This window comes from Pseudoalteromonas sp. Ld19 (assembly GCF_045064135.1).
GTDB lineage: Bacteria > Pseudomonadota > Gammaproteobacteria > Enterobacterales > Alteromonadaceae > Pseudoalteromonas > Pseudoalteromonas aliena.
On sequence record NZ_JBISHA010000015.1, the window covers coordinates 92,934 to 110,680 of the forward strand.

Sequence of the window (17,747 nt, forward strand, 5' to 3'; positions counted from 1 at the left end):
TAAAACGAAAAAGACGCGTCGGCGTCTTTTTCATTGAGATTGTATAACTAAGAACAATACTTAATCCAGAGCGTATTTTTCCTCAAACTTAGCCACTTGCTGTAAAATCTCATCAACACTTTCTTGTAACTCACCACCCATTTTAGTGAGTTCATAGGGGAATTCATCCTGCATCAATGTCATTAAGGCATACCAAACAGGTTTGCATTTATCTTTTAAGGCGTGTTCAGGCAGCTCTACAAGCTCTTTCGTTTTATAAAGTTGTTTTTTGGCCATAAGCAAGGTTAAGTAGAGCGTAATGTCATAATCATTGTGTTCGCCATCCATATTTAACCATTGTAAAAATAACTTACCGCTTTGTGATAAATGTTCAGTCCAAAGCAAAATAACGGCGTAGGCGTAAGTATTAGAAAAGTTAGGGTCCTGTTCATAATCAGTTCTAACTAATTGTAATGCCTTACTTAAATCATGATTTTGTTCGAAGTATAGCCAAACTAAACATTCCTGAGCACTAGATATACCTGCATTAATGGCTTTTAAGTAATAGCTTTCAGATTTATCAAATAATCCTTGAATATAATATATCTGACCAAGGTTAAGTAATGCTCTGTTGTCATTATTTTTGAGTGCCTTTAAATAGTAACTCTCAGCTATATTAAATTGGTCTTGTTCGAAATATACATTGCCTAAGTTAATTAAGACGGAATAATTTCCTTTTTCATACGCTTTTTGGTAATGGTCTTTTGCTTTTTCAAATAGTCCTTGCTGGCAATATAGAGCCCCTAAATCTAGAAATGCATTGTTATCTCCAAATTTTATTGCTAGTTGATAGTAATTTTCAGCCTTTTCAAACTGAGCTTGCTTAGCGTATAAGTGGCCTAAATAGAATAGTGCGTTATTGTCACTACTATCACTGGCTTTTAAATAATAAGTTTCAGCTTTAGCGATCTGGTTTTGGTCGTAATATAAGTGGCCTAAATGGATAAATGATTTAGTTACCTCACTTTCAGCAGCTTTAAGGTAGTACTTTTCAGCCTCTTTAAAACACTTTCCCTCATGGTACAGCATCCCTAAACTAAGAAGTGCATCACTACCTCCGCGTTTGAGTGACTGTAAAAAATAGTATTCGGCCTCTTCAAAGCTTTCGTTTGTGCGGTACAGAAGACCTATGCAAAATAAAATTTTAGCGCTATTTTTTTGTGAATTAATGAGTAGTCTTATTGCTACATCAATCTCATTTTCATCAGCTAATTGAAGGGCTTCTGTTATAATTTCTCTATCTGACGCTGAAAGGTCATTTACAAAACGAGAGTTTTTTGAGGTTAAATAGGCTTTGGTGCTTTCCTTCATTTCATGCTCAGTGTTTATATCTAAGCCAGCGTAGCTGAGCGCTTCACACATGTGGTAAGCGCAAGACTCTTGTATTGTACCGCCACGAATTGCGGACATAAAATCTTTAGCTCTACGTTCAAGATCCGCAGGGTTGCACCAGGATGTTAAAAAGTTAACTAACCACTCGACTTTTTGACGATCTTTTTTACGGCCAAAGCGCATTAAATACCAAATATTAAAAAAGCGTTCTTCAATTTTATAAATTTTATTTTTACCAATGGAAATCGATTCTACGATGCCGTATTTAGTTTCTAATTGCTTAAGCTGGGCCGATACAGTTTTACTTTCTAATCGAGTTTTCTTTGCAATTTCTTTAGTGCTGATGCCATCCCAATTCATCGCTATAGTGTGCGTTATATCTTGCAAAGTATCAGGTAGGTCGTCCATACGGTGCTTATATAAAGGGGTCGCATCATCGAGTATTTTTAATAAGTCATCAAATGCATTGCCGCCATCATCTACAAAAATATCAAATAGCATCACCATTGTTCTTGGTACACCACCGGTTAAGCGGCGTAAAGTTTCGATGCGCTCGGGGGTACTTTTAATGATGTGAGCTATTTTTTTCTTTTGTTTTTCATCGCCCATACTGGCAAGAAAATCAAAACACTCCTGCTTGTTTAAACCGGTAAGTTTAATAATTTTGAAAAATTCGTAAAACGGTTTTCCGTAGTCAAAATGCTGCTCGAGCATTTTTGTTGAACCGCCAATGATTTTGAGAGTTGGCGATGTGAGGAGAATTTCTCTGAGTCTGCGTTGCTCTTTTTCTTTTAGTTTGCCTAGTAGCTCGTCAATGTTGTCTATCAACAGTAATAGTTTTTTATTTTTCGCTTTTACTGCTTTTTCTAAGTATGAAAAGCTTTTTAGTTCGTAATCGGCCTCGTCAAAATGGCTTTCCATATCATCATGTATGGTAGCAAAGTCATCTTCAGCTGTGCATTGTAAGTAATCAGCAATTTCTTCCCATAAGCGACTGAGCGAACGAATTTGATATTGTTCTTCTGAGAATTTTATAGGGATTAAAAGATCAGCTAGCGTTGGCTCAGCTTGAGCTGCGAGTTTTATTTTTCTTAATAGGGTTGTTTTACCCTGACCTCGCTGGCCGACAATTATAAAGTGTTGGCTAGGAACTGTGTAATCACTGTTTTTAATGTCATCAAAAATGTCGTCAAAATCATGATTTCGCACAACAAACTTAGCTAAAAATTCTGTTTCATCAATTTCATCAGGCGTGTATTTATAGCGTGAGTAATTAGTTTGCGACATTTTTGTTCCACCACATTCTTAAGATCGGAGAGTTAAATTGATAGGTTTTATTGTTGTCGTTGTTGTTAATGTAGCCATCGTATATTAATGAGTGCAGGCAATCTTTTGCTTCATTGCCGTCTAAGTTATGTTTACTGGCAATATTCATGATATCGAGCAAGTTAGTCTCTTTTTGGTTCGAGATAGCGTTCAGTACTTCTTTACTAAATAAATACTCATTTTTACCTAATGCGGTTTTTAGTTTACTTTGCCAGCTCTCAAAGTGATTGCGATTATCTAGTGCATTATGAATTGCTTGATCAATAACAGTTTGGTCAAGTTTTTGCTCTCTGCGGTATATTTTTTTAATTTCTTGCGTAATGAGTTGGATATAAAACGGGATCAGCCAGTGTATGGTTGTAAGTAAATAATCAATATCTGTTTGATTGATTTTAATCTCTGCACTTTGAAACAGTGCTATTGTAAACTTCTCTGCTTCGGGGGGAGTTAAAGGCGGGACTTTTATATTGTTTAAATCGTTGATGTGTTTAATAGCGTCAATTTTGGATACTACGCTTTCTAGACCTATTGAACCTGCGTAGATAAAAGTCACTTTTTGTGAAAACTTTTGATCTTGCCTTAACTCTCTATGGGCTTTGAGTAGGCTTATTGCGTTTTTAGGTTCTTCGTACTTTATTATGTTTTCAATGGTTTGAGCAAACTCATCAATCATAATAATGAGCTTTTTATCATGATCTAAATCTTTAATTAATCTGTGAAAAGCCTGCTTGTGATCTAGCATTTTGCCATCACCAAACTCAACGCCGTCCATCGTTATTGAAGCTATTTTTATGCTTTTAATTTTATCCCAGAAGTTTTTAGTTTTTGTTTTCAGGCTGGCAATGAAGTCTTCTTCCATTAGTGCATTAAAAACTTTTGACCAAAATTCTGCCTCGGAATCAGCAGACTCTGTATCAATATAAATGGGGATATAATTTGCTTTAGGTTCATCAACTATTTTATACATTATTGATGTTTTACCTACACGGCGAGGGGCGCAAAGGAGAATATGGCTACCGTTGTCTATTGCTTCCCATATGTCCTCTAGTTCATAGGGTCTATTCCAAAAGTTCGCACTTCTCGCAGCTTGACCAACAATGTTTTTCATACGCACCTCATGACAAATTATATTTTGTTAGATTAGTTGGCAAATTATTTTTTGTCAAACGTTATGGCAAATTATAATTTGTTATTTTTTAAATTAGAGGAATCGTTTTTAAACGTATATTTGAGAAGATATAAAAAACCCGTGATTAGAAATCTAATTACGGGTTTTGTCATTTTGTGGCTTTAGCCCAAAACTCTAACTGGTCAATACACTATAAATCTAGTGTTCGTGAGCGTGCTCTTCCTCTTGTGCTATACCTAACCAAGTGATAGCCGCTGGTGGGAATGTAAGTTCTAGTTCACCTTCAATTTCTAAATCTTCAAGGTGTACTTGCACAACGTGCTGAGCAATTGGGTCTGCAACGTAAGCAAAGTGACCATTTTGCGCTACTGTCATACTAAACTTCATACCCTCAGGCATGGTTGTTACGTCTTGTTCAGTGATATCAACTTGACCTGCTAGTTCCCAGTGCGTGTGACCGTCGTGCGCATGTGCTTCAAGTACGTTTAAAAAGCCTAGACTGTCGAGTACTAAAAAGTGTTCACCACTGGCTGAAAAAGAATAAGATACGGCACTTGCGCCATCGGCTAGTTGCCATTCTAGCGCTTCCATTTCAGCGTCGCTTGGGTTGATACTTAACAGTACAGCAGCGCTGCCGCCATGACCCGAAGCTATACCAATAAAGGTATCGCTTTTTTCGTGGCCGTATAATCGACCAATTCGTAGATCGCCTACCGTAGCAATATTAGCTACTTTTTCTGCTTCGTAGTCATCACCTTGCTGGTGGGCAAGTAATACACCGTCACTACAACCAAATGCGATGGTGTCGTGGTTTTGTGCTGCACCGTGTAAATCAGGGCAAGTAAGTTCAAGTGTTTGCTCTAGTTCGTATTCGCCATCGTGAAAATGATAAACACCGACTTGATCAGGCAGGATCTTAGCGTTTGATGTACTCTGTGCATCATCGCGACGAATTGTTGATAATACGTGCTCGCCGCGAGGCTCTGCCACACCGTGCATATTTATATTGTAGCTAATGCTTGGTAATGCCGCTGTTGCGTTTGTAATATCGTTGTCGGTTAGCACCGCTACTGAGGCGGTTGTGCCTGAGTCTGCATCACCATCATAAAATATGGCTAACTTACCATCGTGATTAACGAGGTGGGTAGGGCGGCTGCCGCTGGTTAGTTCATAACTGCTAAGTACAGGGCTTTGTTCGTAGTCATGTAGGTGTGCACCGTGATCTTCACGCCATAAGCCACCATCAATAAAGCCAAGGTAATCTTGGCTGCGACTTGCAATAAGTGCATAACGAAAATCAGGAGACACTGACAGCGTATTTGAATCATGTGTTAGGGTGAATGTTTCAAGCAGTTTATTGTCGTCTAAGTCAAAAAAGCTGGCTGCGTTGCTATCAGCGGCAAGTACAGCGAGTCTTCCTAATGAGTCGATTGTATAGCCATCGCCGTGGTCGCCACCATCACCGTGATCATGGCCGTCATCAGGCACTGCAATGGGATCTTTTTCAACAATGTTGGTTTCTGCATCGCCGCAGGCTGTAATTAATGTACTGCTAATTGCAAGTGCAATAAGTTTTAGTTTGAATAGTTTGGTCATGTTGTTTTCCTTTAATTTATAATTTTTATGGCTTAGAAATAGCCACGAATGCCTAATGCAAAGCTACGGCCTGGGCGTGGCGCAATATTCTTTAAGAATGAGCTATGCACACGGGCTTCTGTGTTCGTTAAATTTGTGCCTCGTAGGTACAAAGAAAGGTCTTGATTGAGTACCGATAAATCATAAGAAATACTGGCATTGACCAAGGTGTAACCATCGGTAGCTGTTTCTTCAGGAGCGGTACGGTCTTGCTCTTGGTAGCGAGTGGCATGAATGTGAGCACTGAGTTTTTCGGTTTGGTAGCTAAACTCTGTACCGAAGCGCAGTGGTGGCGTACGCGGTAGATTGCCACCTGAGTCAAGGCGAGCGCGCACGTAATCTGAAAATAGCTCAAGCTTGAACTCGTCGGTTAACTGCCATGCAACTTGCGCTTCAAAACCGTGTAAAGTTACATCGTCCGTCTTAAATAAATAAACAGGTAATTCAGATGAATGATCATGCTCGTCACCGTGATCATGGTCATCCTCGTGGTCGTGGCCACTTTCAGCGTATAAGCCTGTTTCAACTTGATAATAATAGTTGTCTACTTGGTTATAGAAGGCATTAAAAATGAAGCCTATATCGCCTTGGGTTTTACGAAAGGTTAGGTCAATATTATTGGCGGTTTCTAAATCAATGGTGTGATCAGATAAGCCTAAATGGCCGTCTTCATGAATATCAAACAATGCGCCGACTTCATAGGTTGCAGTACCAATATGAGGGCCGAACGACAATAACTCAGAGGCTGATGGCGCACGCTCTGAGCGCGACAATGACAAGCCTAAATTATAGCTAGGAGCAAAGTCCCATACTACGCCAGCAGATAAGCTAACAGGGGTAAATTCATGCTTTGCGTCAAATACGCGAGTTGCGTTGCTGTGTTCATCATGGCCGTGATCATGGTCGTCATGTCCACCTACGTCATCGTGCGCGTGGGCATCAATACTAGGTAGTAATACGTTATCTGCATCGATAGTTACGCGTTCGGCGCGGCCACCTAATTGCACTAAAAAATCACCAAAGTGTCTTTCTTCCATTAGTGCAATGGCATAGCTTTGTGTTTGTGAAGGAGGGGTAAACGCTTCTGAGCCTTGTGCTTCAACATCACTTTGTTTGTAATGAAAGCTAATGCCGCCATTCCACTCATTAAATTGACTATGCAAAATGTCTACGCGTAATTCGTTGGTTTCATTTTTAAATGTGGTACCAACTGAGCCATGTTCAATTTCTGCGTGCTCGTAATCTGTAAAACCTGCACGTAGGTTGATTTTATTAAGCCATTTACTATCTAGGTTGTATTCACCTAATAGTTGTACTTTAGTTTGTTCTAAATCGGCAAATACGCTTTCTTCTTCATCACTGTGCTCGTCTTCACCACCGTGAGAGTGACCCGGAATGCCGTATTGACGATTAAATTGCTCGATGGCTAAACCAATAAAGCCTTGATCGAATAAATAGCTGGCGCCAACAGTAAAGCCGTCAGACTCTTCGTTGCTGTTTTTTACAACATAATCACTATGGTGTTCTGCATGGTCATGATCGTCATGTGCTAATTCAGCAGCGACGGGTATTTCATAGTCATTCGCTTCTCGCCAAAATGCATCAGCATAAAAAGCAAACGAATCAGTGCCTGTGGTGGCATTAAAAGAAGCAACGGTTTGGTCATCAACCGAGTTGTGCTCTACATTCCATTCACCACGAGTTGAACTGTCTGTTGGTACGCGATTATCTACCACATTGACTACCCCGCCAATTGCACCACTGCCGTAAAATAACGTTGCAGGGCCGCGTAATACCTCTATTTGTTGTGCGGTAGAAGCCTCCGATGCTACCGAGTGATCGGGACCAACGCGCGAAACATCACTTACATCAAGGCCATTTTGAGCGATCAGTACGCGAGGTCCACTTAAGCCACGAATAATAGGAGTACTGGCGACTTTGGCGTGAAAATTAGTATTAACACCTGGTAGTCTTTCCAAGCTGTCACCGAGTGTTGCGGCTTGTTCGCGTCTTAATTTTTCACCGGATAAAACACTCACCGGAGAGGCAGATTCCATTGCTGACATATGAATTGGGGTTGCTTCAATATCAATAACTTCAATTGGTGAGCGCTCTAAATTAAAAGCAACCGATTGGCTATCACTGGTATTGAGGGTGATATCGCGATGAAGATGGGCATAACCTGGGGCAACAACGTGAAGTTCTTTTAAACCGCCTTTTAAACCCGTTATTACAAACTTGCCGTTTGCATCCGCTATAACTTTTATGTCTGATCCTTCAACTTCTACTGTTGCGTTGCTAATAGCTTTACCTTGCTTGTTTAGCACAATACCTTCAATGGATTTTGCAAGCACACTTGCGGGTAATAAAGCTGCTATCAACACAGCTAATTGAGATTTTCGTTTCATTCTTGCCTCTTGCGATATGTTATAATGTATCAATTGTGCTTTAAATGTTATAATGTAGCAAGTGTAATTAACGGTTGTGGTTTAAAGGCTTATTTAAAAGTGAAATTTTTTGCAGGTATTTATTAGTGGAGGAAGAAATGAAATCTAGTCAAAGTGTAATGGATCGCCTAGCGATAGGGCTTTCGTTAATATGCACCGTGCATTGTTTTGCAACACCCGTTATTTTGGTGTTTTTACCAAGTTTGGCAGCACTGCAGTTAGATAATGAGCAATTTCATATATGGATATTAATGGCGGTGTTGCCCACAAGTTTACTTGCGTTAAGTCTAGGCTGTAAAAAACATAAACAGTTTAGTTATATGGTTTTTGGGATTGTGGGTTTATGTTTAATGTTACTTGCTATTTTTATAGAGCATGAAGGTGCAGAAAAGGCGCTAACTTTAATTGGCTCAACGTTTATAGCCATAGCGCATTGGTTTAACTACCGCCAGTGTCTTAAAAAAGAAGATGGGGATTGCCCGTGCTCTGGTGATACATCGGAGCAGGTTACATAAAAAAGACGCCTTCGCGTCTTTTTTTTGCATTTTATACCTTGCCTTAGGTGTGTTATTAGGTTTTTATATACGGCTCAAAACCGAACGTCTAATAACTTTTTTGTTGGGCGTAAAATGCCGCATATGGATCATGTGTATTTAGTTAACTGGCTAAATGTTGCGTATTCATACTCAAACAAGCTACGTAGGATACGTAATGTCAGAAAAGCCACCTTTCCCGTCAGTACCTCAATCGATAAGTAAGCGCCGCCGTAATATATCAATACTGCTATTAATAGGCGCTAGCTCATTACTTATACGTACGCTAATGTCTTATAACTTTGATAGAACCGCATTATTATATGTTGGCATACCGTTTTTTGTCTCAATCGCTTTACTGTACATAATTAAAAAGCCTGAACAACCCACCTTAAACCGATATTACGGAAATTTAGTTTTGTGGTCGCTTATTGTGATGCTTGGCACGTCTGTTGTTTTATTTGAGGGCTTTGTTTGTGTAATTATGTTTATGCCAATCTACTTTGGCATATTGTTGCTTATGTATTTATTTCAGCTACTAACCTGTTATTTACGAAGTAAAAAGAAGGGCACACATTATGCCCATATATTACCGGCTGTTATTTTTTTAAGTGCATTTGAAGGAGTAGTGCCAAGTGCCAGTTTTGAACGAGAGTATTCGATAACTAAAGAGTTGGTTATAAATGCGACCCCTGAAGAAATCCAACAAAAACTTATCAAACCTATGCAGTTAGATATTGAGCGTAATTGGCTGTTAAGTTTATTCCCTATGCCAAGCAATATAGAAGCGGGTACTTTATCCGCTGGTGATGTGCATCATATTGATTTTACTTATCATCGTTGGTTTGTAACAAACACACACAAAGGGCATATGAAACTAGAGTTAACCCAAGTCGAAAACGATTATATTCGCACTACATTTTTAGAAGACACGAGCTACATAGGTAACTATTTAAAACTAAAAGGAACCGAAATCCGCTTTATTAAAACTAAAAATGGAAATACTAAAGTAGCGCTGACTATTTATTATCATCGATTTTTAGATCCCGCTTGGTATTTTGGTCCAATTCAAGAATACGCTATTGGGCAAACGGCAGATATGCTTTTGAATGAGCTATTTGTTCCAGAAACAGCTTAGGATGGCTATGTACACAAACGAGCGGATCTTAACAAATAAACAAAGCTGCGCCAAAGCTGGGCATGTTGTTTTATCCCCAGTAAAAGTGTTGTGGGTAGGTGGGATGATATTAATTGCCATTATAGGTGGCTGGTATACGTTTTCACTTACCGTTTTATTTGTTTTTATTATAACGACTAGTGTTATTTTATGCTTTGGGCACTCTCTTGGGATGCATCGTAGACTGATACATAAAAGCTACCAATGTCCCGCGTGGCTTGAATACCTTTTTGTTCATTTAGGTGTAATAGTTGGTTTAGCTGGGCCTGTAGGCATGATTAAAACCCATGATATGCGCGATTGGGCACAGCGACAGCAGTATTGCCACGACTACTTTGGGCATCAGCAGCCTATGTGGAAAGATTTTTTCTGGCAAATTTTTTGCGATATTAAGCTTACTTACCCACCGACTTTTAATATTGAAACATGTGTTACACAAAACAATGCTTATAGATGTATGGAGAAGACATGGATGCTGCAACAGCTACCTTTGGCACTATTGCTATTTTGGTTGGGAGGCATGCCTTGGGTTGTATGGGGAATATGCGTGAGAGTCAGTATTTCTATTATAGGTCACTGGCTGATTGGGTATTTTGCACATAACCATGGACAAAGAAATTGGCATGTAAATCATGCGCATATACAAGGTTATAACGTCCCCTTTGCAGCGCTGCTAACAATGGGAGAAAGTTATCATAATAACCACCATGCATTTCCTGGTTCGGCTAACTTTGCTTTAGAAAAAGGCCAGTTAGATGTTGGCTGGCTAGTACTTAAAAAAATGGAGACACTAGGCTTGGTTTGGGATTTAGTATTACCAAAGCACCTCCCCAAGCGCGATGAATTACAAAGGATAAATCTTTAGTATGAAAATGAATTTACTACCAAAGTGGTTGTTATTTTTTTGCGCAGTTATGTGTTTTAAATTAAGTGCCAATACGCCATACGAAATCCCCAGAAGTAATGTTTTAGAGCTTACCGAGCCTTCAACTAAGCGCGTTTATCCTATTTATATTCAGCTTCCAACATCATATACAAAACAGCCTGATAAAACGTATCCGGTTATTTATGTAACCGATGCACCGTATACCTTTCCCATCGTTGCTGGGGCTACACGGTTCCCTATGAATAGCGGCAAAATGCAGCAGGCTATTATTGTGGCTATTGGTTATGAAAAAGGCTCTGTTGGCTCCAATAGCCGAATTAGAGATTACACGCCTACCTTTGCAAAAGATTGGAAAAAGCAAACGGGTAATGCCAAAGGGCATGCTGAGTTTTTACAAAGTACAGTGTTTCCCTTTATCGAAAAAAACTATCGGGCCAGTAACTTACAAAGAACCTACATAGGTAACTCGCTAGGCGGCTTATTTGGTGCAACTATTTTACTTTTAACGCCTGATTTATTTAGTAATTATATTATTGGCAGCCCATCGGTTTGGTTTGATAATAATGCACTATTAGCGTTAAAAGCGCATAAGCCAAAATTGCCTATAAAGGTGTATATATCTGTTGGTGCAAAGGAAACACCAGCCTTTGGTGAGGGGCAAAATATGGTTGAAGGCGCAGCGCAGCTGGTGCAAAAAATTAATGCGCTTAAAAGTGACAATATAGAATTAAAAAGTGTTGATATTGAAGGGGCTAGTCATGCAACCGCATTTCCAACAACAGCAATCCAAGGCTTAGATTGGGTGCTAGGTAAAGCGAAAAATAATACAATTAAATGATTCTTAACAAGCACAAAAAAAGCGACTACCCAATATGGTGTCGCTTTTTTAGTAAATAACCTGAACTCAGGTTAAGAGATTTACTAACATATTGAACCATAATGATATTTAAATTTATTTTTCTCTAGCTAGAGATTCTCAGTGAAAACAAGGCGAATTTACGCGTCAATAGCTAGCCTATTGCAAGTAAATTCAACGCAGTTAGCGCTGATAATAGCTGCTCGAGATAGATTTATTATCCAGAGTTCAGGTTAAGTAGTATTAGCTTACTTATAAAAGGCTTCAACAGTGCCTTTTCTGGTAAGTAAAAGCGGCTGTCCGCGACGATCAAGGCCTTTTGGAGATGCAAATTTTATCCAACCTTCGCTGATGCAGTATTCTTCAACATCAAAACGCTCTTTGCCGTTGAACGTGATACCAATATCGTGTTCAAAAACGTCTTCCACATGATGTGGGCTGCGTGGATTAATAGAAAGGCGATCTGGTAAAGCAGGTTTTGCGGTAGTGTCGTTCATGGTCATATTCTATGTTGAATGAAGTATGCGCTATTGTAGGCAATACAAAGCTTTCGCTCAAGAGAGATAGTAGTAAATGTGTTTAAAAATGTACTAATTAATGAGTTGTGTATACAAATGAGATTGCGCTTGGAAAATATTTACAGAGGAGGTTTTGAAGATATTTGACTAAATAATTATAAAGGTAAAAATATTAATGGGTTATCTCTAACCCACTAAATTGTTTAGCAATTAGATGCTAACAATGTTTTCAGCTTGTGGACCTTTTTGACCTTGAGTAACAGTAAACTGCACACGTTGGCCTTCAGCAAGAGTTTTAAAACCGTCGCCAGAGATTGCGCTGAAATGTGCGAACACGTCTGCGCCAGATTCTTGCTCGATAAAACCAAAACCTTTAGCTTCGTTAAACCATTTTACTGAACCAGTAGTTGTATTAGACATAATGTGTATCCTAAAAAATTAATATAAGTGTGCCTGAAAAGAGGCGATTGAGCCGGAAAAAATAGTTAACTTGAGGATATCGTGTAGGATTATTACTAAAACAACTCGGTACTAACAAATAAAACAAAACTTCTTTCAAACTAGTATTCAAAATGGGTTATCTCTAACCCACTAAATTGTTTAGCAATTAGATGCTAACAATGTTTTCAGCTTGTGGACCTTTTTGACCTTGAGTAACAGTAAACTGTACACGTTGGCCTTCAGCTAAAGTTTTGAAACCGTCGCCAGAGATTGCGCTGAAATGTGCGAACACGTCTGCACCAGATTCTTGCTCGATAAAACCAAAACCTTTAGCTTCGTTAAACCATTTTACTGAACCAGTAGTTGTATTAGACATAATGTGTATCCTAAAAAATTAATATAAGTGTGCCTGAAAAGAGGCGATTGAGCCGGAAAAAATAGTTAACTTGAGGATATCGTGTAGGATTATTACTAAAACAACTCGGTACTAACAAATAAAACAAAACTTCTTTCAAACTAGTATTCAAAATGGGTTATCTCTAACCCACTAAATTGTTTAGCAATTAGATGCTAACAATGTTTTCAGCTTGTGGACCTTTTTGACCTTGAGTAACAGTAAACTGTACACGTTGGCCTTCAGCTAAAGTTTTGAAACCGTCGCCAGAGATTGCGCTGAAATGTGCGAAAACATCAGGACCAGACTCTTGCTCGATGAAACCAAAACCTTTTGCTTCGTTGAAAAATTTAACTGTACCAGTTGTAGTATTAGACATAATAGTATCCTAAGAATTAATAAAAGTGCGCCTTAAATTAGGCAATTTAACAGGAAGAAAACATACATTTAACTGAGGATAACGCGAAGGATTATTACTAATATCAACGTGGTACTTACAAATAAATAGGGTTTTCTGTCAACCCGATGCGAGGCAGGATAACAGTAAGGTTAGACATAAAACAAGCTTTATCTGACATTTCATTTTATTTAACCCGTGGCTAAGGGGATTGATTTTTGATTGTAAAGTATTTTTATATACGAGTAAGTAAATATAAAACCCTTAATTATTAAGTGATTAGCTGTTTAAAGCTTAATGTTTAATATTGATTTTTGATAGTTAGTTACTGATTATTAAATTTATTCAAGGCAGCTTACTTTTAGAATAATACAGGGCTTTTACGATGTATTAACTCTTATTAGGAGGTGGCAGAGAGGCTTCACGCTACTTACATCAGAGTTCAGATTACTTAAATGCAACTTCAATCATGGCTAATGCCGCGTTAGAGGATAGGATGATCACATTAGGTTATTTAGTAAAGTGGTTCTTTTGTATGTTTTTATATGTTTTTGTGTTTTTTTTGTAAATAAATTGTACTAATTTAGATTTGTGTTCTACTTTGATTCGTACCTACTTTGGTTTAATTAAGGATAAGAATGAAAACTACATTAATTTCTATGGGTATTGTTTTAGCTTCTATATTTTCTGCGCAAGCGAGTGCAGATCAAATGGAGTGTTATGTAGATACTCAAGCATATGATCAATTTACTCCAAATCATTGTTCTGCGTTAATTTATGGTAAAAATAAAGCAACAGCAGTATTTAGAGTTATAGGTAATGGTTCTGCTATTGATAGTGTTGTTTGGTCAAATGCAGCATCGTCTTGTGGTGTATCGGGTACATCATGCTCATTTTCGATAAGATCGTTCAGAGGCTATAAAGCAGAGGCGACGGTACTATATACAGATGGTACTTGGAGCAAAGTTTCTGCAACCGCTTCGTTTGAAGATGGTCGTTAATTAAAAAAATAAAATTTAATTGAATTGATAAGCGCAACGTGTAAACGTTGCGCTTTTTTGTGCCTGACTTATTTTTGTAAAATTTTAGTCATTGTTTCTTCATCAAAATTACCTTTATTAGTCATATCTGTTTCCTATAGTGCGGCGGTTGATCTTTTTTGTGGTCACACATATTAAAAATAACCACTAAACAATGGGAATTACGGATGAAAATTAAAAAAGTCGCTACGGCAATCGCGCTAACATTTGCGTTTAGCGCAGTTAGTCATGCCGATGTACTACCGCAAAGCCAAAAAGACAGCAGCTGGTATAGCGCTGCGCAAACAAAACTAACAACAAAAACAACACAAGCGCAGGCTACAAAAACGACCAAAGCTAAAAACGTTATTTTATTTGTTGGCGACGGTATGGGTATATCAACACTTACTGCGGCGCGCATTTTACAAGGTCAGCGTAATAACCAATTTGGTGAAGAAGGCTATTTAAGCTTTGAGAGCTTTCCGTACTCAGCACAAGTTAAAACATATAATGTTGATGCACAAACGCCTGATTCTGCCGGCACAATGACAGCAATGATCTCAGGTGTTAAAACTGATGTTGGCGTAATTGGTGTAGATGAAGATATTGAACGCGGTGTGTGTTCAACAGTGGCAGGTAATGAGCTTCTTACAGCGACTGAACTGGCTGAAATTAAAGGTCTTGCAACAGGGGTCATTTCTACAGCGCGAATTACTCATGCAACGCCCGCTGCAACGTATGCTAAATCGGCAGACCGCAATTGGGAAGATGTTTCAGATATGCCAGAAGATGCAGTAACGACTGGTTGTGAAGACATCGCATCGCAACTGGTTAATTTTGAAAAGAATTTAGAAGCACGTTTTGTTGGAACGGATGTAGATGGTCTTGATTTTGTAATGGGTGGCGGTCGTCGTCATTTTTTACCAAAAGATGCAGCGGCTAACTCAACGGATGCCGCAAGTACAATTGAGGGCGATCGTACTGACGAGCGCAACTTAGTGACTGAGTGGCAAACACAATACCCTGATGCAACTTATGTAATGGATCAAACAGGCTTTGATGCCATTGCCGATGATGCTACCAAAGTATTTGGTTTATTTAACGAATCCCACATGCAGTATGAAGCAGACCGCGCAAACGATGTAGCGGGTGAACCTTCACTTACCGACATGACTACAAAAGCGATTGAAGTACTTGGTAAAAACGAAAAAGGTTTTTTCTTAACCGTTGAGTCGGGCCGTATTGACCACGCACACCACGCAGGAAATGCTTATAACGCATTAAACGATACCATTGAGTTTGCAAAAGCCGTGCAAGCTGCGGTAGATAACACCAATCCAGAAGAAACCCTTATTTTAGTGACCGCCGATCATAGCCATGTATTTACGATTGCTGGTTACCCTAAGCGTGGTAACCCAATTTTAGGTCAAGTTGTTGCGGTTGGAAAAACAACACCGAGCTTAGCAAAAGATGACATGCCATATACAACGGTTGGTTATGCAAATGGCTTAGGTTTTAGAAATTTAGGCGATGAAACAAATGCTGATGCAAGCTATGCAAGTGCCGCTGTTGCAGGACGTGTTGAGTTAAATGGTGTTGATACAACCACACCTGGTTTTCATCAAGAAACAACCGTGCCACTTAGTTCTGAAACACACGCAGGTGAAGATATTTCTTTACATGCTAAAGGCCCAGGTGCCCAACTTGCTCAAGGTGTAATTGAGCAAAACGTAGTGTTTCATTTAATTAATCAAGCTCTTGAACTAACTCAGCAATAATGGCGGGTAACATGAACAAATTAACAGTACTTTCTTTAGCAGTAATGGTTGCCCTTGCGGGTTGCTCAAGTGATAACGATAAAAACGAAAATAACATTATCGCAGTCGACAATAAAATTGCCGTGGGCTCTGAACAATGTGTTAACGGTGGTGTAGAAACACAATCAGGTGTAGATACAGACAAAAACGGTAAACTAGATAGCGGCGAAGTAACAGCAACTAATTTAGTGTGTAATGCACCAGCCACTTCGCTAACCAGCGAGCAGTTAGAATCACTGACGAGTAATGTGTGGTTTAGCGATGCACAAACAAAACTTGAAACAACGCAGGCAGCAAACGCTGCAATTGCGACTGAATCAGGTAAAGCTAAAAATGTTATTTTATTTGTTGGCGATGGTATGGGTATTTCTACTGTAACCGCTGCGCGTATTTTAGCAGGGCAGCTAGAGGGCGAAATGGGTGAAGAGCATCAACTTAGTTTCGAAACTATGCCTTTTTCTGGTTTTGTAAAAACATATAACGTAGATGCGCAAACGCCCGACTCGGCAGGTACTATGACCGCAATGGCATCGGGTGTTAAAACCGACGCAGGCGTTATTGGTATTGATGAAGCGGTTGAACGTGGTAATTGTGCATCAGGCAAAGGGCACGAACTAGTTACCTCATTAGAGCTTGCTGAAATTGCAGGCAAAGCAACGGGGATTATTTCTACAGCGCGTATTACTCACGCAACACCAGCTGCAACGTATGCTAAATCGGCAGAGCGTAACTGGGAAGATATTTCAGATATGCCAGCAAGTGCTGCAACGTGTGAAGATATTGCATCGCAATTAGTTAACTTTGAAGCCAACCTAGAAGCGCGCTTTAGTGGTGTTGATGTCGACGGTATTGATGTTGTTATGGGTGGTGGCCGTCGTCACTTTTTACCAAAAGATGCCGCGTTTAATTCAGCCGATGCAGTAAGTGCTGTTGAAGGGGATCGTACAGATAATCGCGATTTAACCGCAGAGTGGAAAACGAAATATCCAAATGGCACCTACGTAATGGATCAAACGGGCTTTGATGCAATTAGCGATGATGCAACTAAAGTGTTTGGTTTATTTAACGAATCTCACATGCAGTACGAAGCTGACCGTGCAAATGACGTTGCTGGCGAGCCGTCTTTATCACAAATGACCAAAAAAGCGATTAATGTGCTTGATAACAACGAGCAAGGCTTTTTCTTAACCGTTGAATCGGGCCGTATTGACCACGCACACCATGCGGGTAATGCTTATAATGCACTTAACGACACAATTGAGCTTGCTAAAGCCGTTAAAGTCGCGATGCAAAACACTAATCCAGAAGAAACACTCATTGTTGTAACTGCCGATCACAGCCATGTATTTACCATTGCAGGCTACCCTAAGCGCGGTAATCCAATTTTAGGTAAAGTGGTCGGTGTAGGAAAAACAGAGCCAAGCCTTGCAGCGGATGATATGCCTTACACAACCGTAGGCTACACAAATGGTTTGGGTTACAGAGATTTAGGTAATGAAACCGATGCCGATGCTTCTTACTTAGCAGCCGCAGTAACAGGCCGCGTTGATTTAACTAATGTTGATACAACAACGCCAGGCTTTCACCAAGAGTCGCTAGTACCACTTAGCTCAGAAACTCATGCGGGTGAAGATGTGGGTGTTTACGCTATGGGGCCAGGTGCTCATCTAGTAACAGGCACAAACGAGCAAAGCTTTTTATTCCATGTAATGGATTTTGCAGCTGATTTTGTAAAAGCTGCCGATGCAAAAGTAGCGCAATAAATACCGGCTAGTTATAAATTTAGTTAAAAATATCTAAA

The 17,747-nt window shown here is 39.4% G+C and carries 15 protein-coding genes; 7 read left to right on the forward strand and 8 right to left on the reverse strand.

Translation table 11 applies throughout. The annotated features are described in order from the left end of the window. Nucleotides 1-60: 60 nt before the first annotated feature. The 4 genes from ACJJVZ_RS03875 to ACJJVZ_RS03890 form a co-directional block, all read right to left on the reverse strand. On the reverse strand, nt 61-2,658 hold the full coding sequence (locus ACJJVZ_RS03875; protein WP_405598328.1) for a tetratricopeptide repeat protein: 2,598 nt from the start codon (nt 2,656-2,658) through the stop codon (nt 61-63). Continuing rightward, nucleotides 2,645-3,805: an ATP-binding protein gene (locus tag ACJJVZ_RS03880; protein ID WP_405598331.1), complete on the reverse strand. Its 1,161-nt coding sequence runs from the start codon at nt 3,803-3,805 to the stop codon at nt 2,645-2,647. The genes ACJJVZ_RS03875 and ACJJVZ_RS03880 overlap by 14 nt, the downstream gene beginning before the upstream one ends. Before the next feature lie 219 nt (nt 3,806-4,024). Beyond that, complete coding sequence (locus tag ACJJVZ_RS03885) at nt 4,025-5,422, reverse strand: 5-methyltetrahydrofolate--homocysteine methyltransferase (protein ID WP_405598334.1); 1,398 nt, start codon at nt 5,420-5,422, stop codon at nt 4,025-4,027. A gap of 32 nt (nt 5,423-5,454) precedes the next feature. Continuing rightward, a complete protein-coding gene (locus tag ACJJVZ_RS03890; RefSeq protein ID WP_405598337.1) occupies nt 5,455-7,869 on the reverse strand; it encodes a TonB-dependent receptor in 2,415 nt (804 codons plus the stop codon). Nucleotides 7,870-8,006: 137 nt separating this feature from the next. Between ACJJVZ_RS03890 and ACJJVZ_RS03895 the strand changes: the two genes are divergently transcribed. The 4 genes from ACJJVZ_RS03895 to ACJJVZ_RS03910 all read left to right on the forward strand — a co-directional run bounded on the left by ACJJVZ_RS03895 (nt 8,007) and on the right by ACJJVZ_RS03910 (nt 11,342). Beyond that, nucleotides 8,007-8,423: a MerC domain-containing protein gene (locus tag ACJJVZ_RS03895; protein WP_405598340.1), complete on the forward strand. Its 417-nt coding sequence runs from the start codon at nt 8,007-8,009 to the stop codon at nt 8,421-8,423. A gap of 196 nt (nt 8,424-8,619) precedes the next feature. Further along, nucleotides 8,620-9,579, forward strand: a complete 960-nt coding sequence (locus ACJJVZ_RS03900) for a hypothetical protein (RefSeq protein WP_259399034.1) — start codon at nt 8,620-8,622, stop codon at nt 9,577-9,579. A gap of 7 nt (nt 9,580-9,586) precedes the next feature. Further along, on the forward strand, nt 9,587-10,483 hold the full coding sequence (locus ACJJVZ_RS03905; RefSeq protein ID WP_405598343.1) for an acyl-CoA desaturase: 897 nt from the start codon (nt 9,587-9,589) through the stop codon (nt 10,481-10,483). A gap of 7 nt (nt 10,484-10,490) precedes the next feature. Beyond that, nucleotides 10,491-11,342 carry an alpha/beta hydrolase gene (locus ACJJVZ_RS03910; RefSeq protein WP_405599073.1) on the forward strand — a complete coding sequence of 284 codons (852 nt, stop codon included), beginning with the start codon at nt 10,491-10,493 and terminating at the stop codon, nt 11,340-11,342. Nucleotides 11,343-11,608: 266 nt separating this feature from the next. Here the strand turns inward: ACJJVZ_RS03910 and ACJJVZ_RS03915 are convergent, their stop codons facing one another. The 4 genes from ACJJVZ_RS03915 to ACJJVZ_RS03930 all read right to left on the reverse strand — a co-directional run bounded on the left by ACJJVZ_RS03915 (nt 11,609) and on the right by ACJJVZ_RS03930 (nt 13,092). Then, nucleotides 11,609-11,857 (reverse strand): DUF3297 family protein, encoded by a 249-nt coding sequence (locus ACJJVZ_RS03915; RefSeq protein WP_007377376.1) that lies wholly within the window; start codon nt 11,855-11,857, stop codon nt 11,609-11,611. A gap of 231 nt (nt 11,858-12,088) precedes the next feature. After that, a complete protein-coding gene (locus tag ACJJVZ_RS03920; RefSeq protein ID WP_007580429.1) occupies nt 12,089-12,298 on the reverse strand; it encodes a cold-shock protein in 210 nt (69 codons plus the stop codon). Nucleotides 12,299-12,485: 187 nt separating this feature from the next. Next, complete coding sequence (locus tag ACJJVZ_RS03925; RefSeq protein ID WP_007580429.1) at nt 12,486-12,695, reverse strand: cold-shock protein; 210 nt, start codon at nt 12,693-12,695, stop codon at nt 12,486-12,488. A 187-nt stretch (nt 12,696-12,882) separates the two neighbouring features. After that, nucleotides 12,883-13,092, reverse strand: a complete 210-nt coding sequence (locus ACJJVZ_RS03930; RefSeq protein WP_006792548.1) for a cold-shock protein — start codon at nt 13,090-13,092, stop codon at nt 12,883-12,885. A gap of 656 nt (nt 13,093-13,748) precedes the next feature. On the opposite strand from ACJJVZ_RS03930, the gene ACJJVZ_RS03935 reads away from it, so the two are divergent. From ACJJVZ_RS03935 to ACJJVZ_RS03945, 3 genes are all read left to right on the forward strand, one after another. Continuing rightward, nucleotides 13,749-14,111: a hypothetical protein gene (locus ACJJVZ_RS03935; protein WP_138586166.1), complete on the forward strand. Its 363-nt coding sequence runs from the start codon at nt 13,749-13,751 to the stop codon at nt 14,109-14,111. Nucleotides 14,112-14,317: 206 nt separating this feature from the next. Beyond that, on the forward strand, nt 14,318-15,907 hold the full coding sequence (locus tag ACJJVZ_RS03940; RefSeq protein ID WP_182701174.1) for an alkaline phosphatase: 1,590 nt from the start codon (nt 14,318-14,320) through the stop codon (nt 15,905-15,907). 11 nt (nt 15,908-15,918) lie between these two features. Then, entirely contained in the window at nt 15,919-17,709 is a 1,791-nt protein-coding gene (locus ACJJVZ_RS03945) for an alkaline phosphatase (protein WP_405598350.1), read from the forward strand. Nucleotides 17,710-17,747 lie beyond the last annotated feature (38 nt).

What these genes read in the sequence shown, in the direction of transcription:
- ACJJVZ_RS03875 (WP_405598328.1), bottom strand. Translation starts at nt 2,658, where the DNA reads ATGTCGCAAACTAATTACTCACGCTATAAATACACGCCTGATGAAATT.
- ACJJVZ_RS03880 (WP_405598331.1), bottom strand. Translation starts at nt 3,805, where the DNA reads ATGAAAAACATTGTTGGTCAAGCTGCGAGAAGTGCGAACTTTTGGAAT.
- ACJJVZ_RS03885 (WP_405598334.1), bottom strand. Translation starts at nt 5,422, where the DNA reads ATGACCAAACTATTCAAACTAAAACTTATTGCACTTGCAATTAGCAGT.
- ACJJVZ_RS03890 (WP_405598337.1), bottom strand. Translation starts at nt 7,869, where the DNA reads ATGAAACGAAAATCTCAATTAGCTGTGTTGATAGCAGCTTTATTACCC.
- ACJJVZ_RS03895 (WP_405598340.1), top strand. Translation starts at nt 8,007, where the DNA reads ATGAAATCTAGTCAAAGTGTAATGGATCGCCTAGCGATAGGGCTTTCG.
- ACJJVZ_RS03900 (WP_259399034.1), top strand. Translation starts at nt 8,620, where the DNA reads ATGTCAGAAAAGCCACCTTTCCCGTCAGTACCTCAATCGATAAGTAAG.
- ACJJVZ_RS03905 (WP_405598343.1), top strand. Translation starts at nt 9,587, where the DNA reads ATGTACACAAACGAGCGGATCTTAACAAATAAACAAAGCTGCGCCAAA.
- ACJJVZ_RS03910 (WP_405599073.1), top strand. Translation starts at nt 10,491, where the DNA reads ATGAATTTACTACCAAAGTGGTTGTTATTTTTTTGCGCAGTTATGTGT.
- ACJJVZ_RS03915 (WP_007377376.1), bottom strand. Translation starts at nt 11,857, where the DNA reads ATGAACGACACTACCGCAAAACCTGCTTTACCAGATCGCCTTTCTATT.
- ACJJVZ_RS03920 (WP_007580429.1), bottom strand. Translation starts at nt 12,298, where the DNA reads ATGTCTAATACAACTACTGGTTCAGTAAAATGGTTTAACGAAGCTAAA.
- ACJJVZ_RS03925 (WP_007580429.1), bottom strand. Translation starts at nt 12,695, where the DNA reads ATGTCTAATACAACTACTGGTTCAGTAAAATGGTTTAACGAAGCTAAA.
- ACJJVZ_RS03930 (WP_006792548.1), bottom strand. Translation starts at nt 13,092, where the DNA reads ATGTCTAATACTACAACTGGTACAGTTAAATTTTTCAACGAAGCAAAA.
- ACJJVZ_RS03935 (WP_138586166.1), top strand. Translation starts at nt 13,749, where the DNA reads ATGAAAACTACATTAATTTCTATGGGTATTGTTTTAGCTTCTATATTT.
- ACJJVZ_RS03940 (WP_182701174.1), top strand. Translation starts at nt 14,318, where the DNA reads ATGAAAATTAAAAAAGTCGCTACGGCAATCGCGCTAACATTTGCGTTT.
- ACJJVZ_RS03945 (WP_405598350.1), top strand. Translation starts at nt 15,919, where the DNA reads ATGAACAAATTAACAGTACTTTCTTTAGCAGTAATGGTTGCCCTTGCG.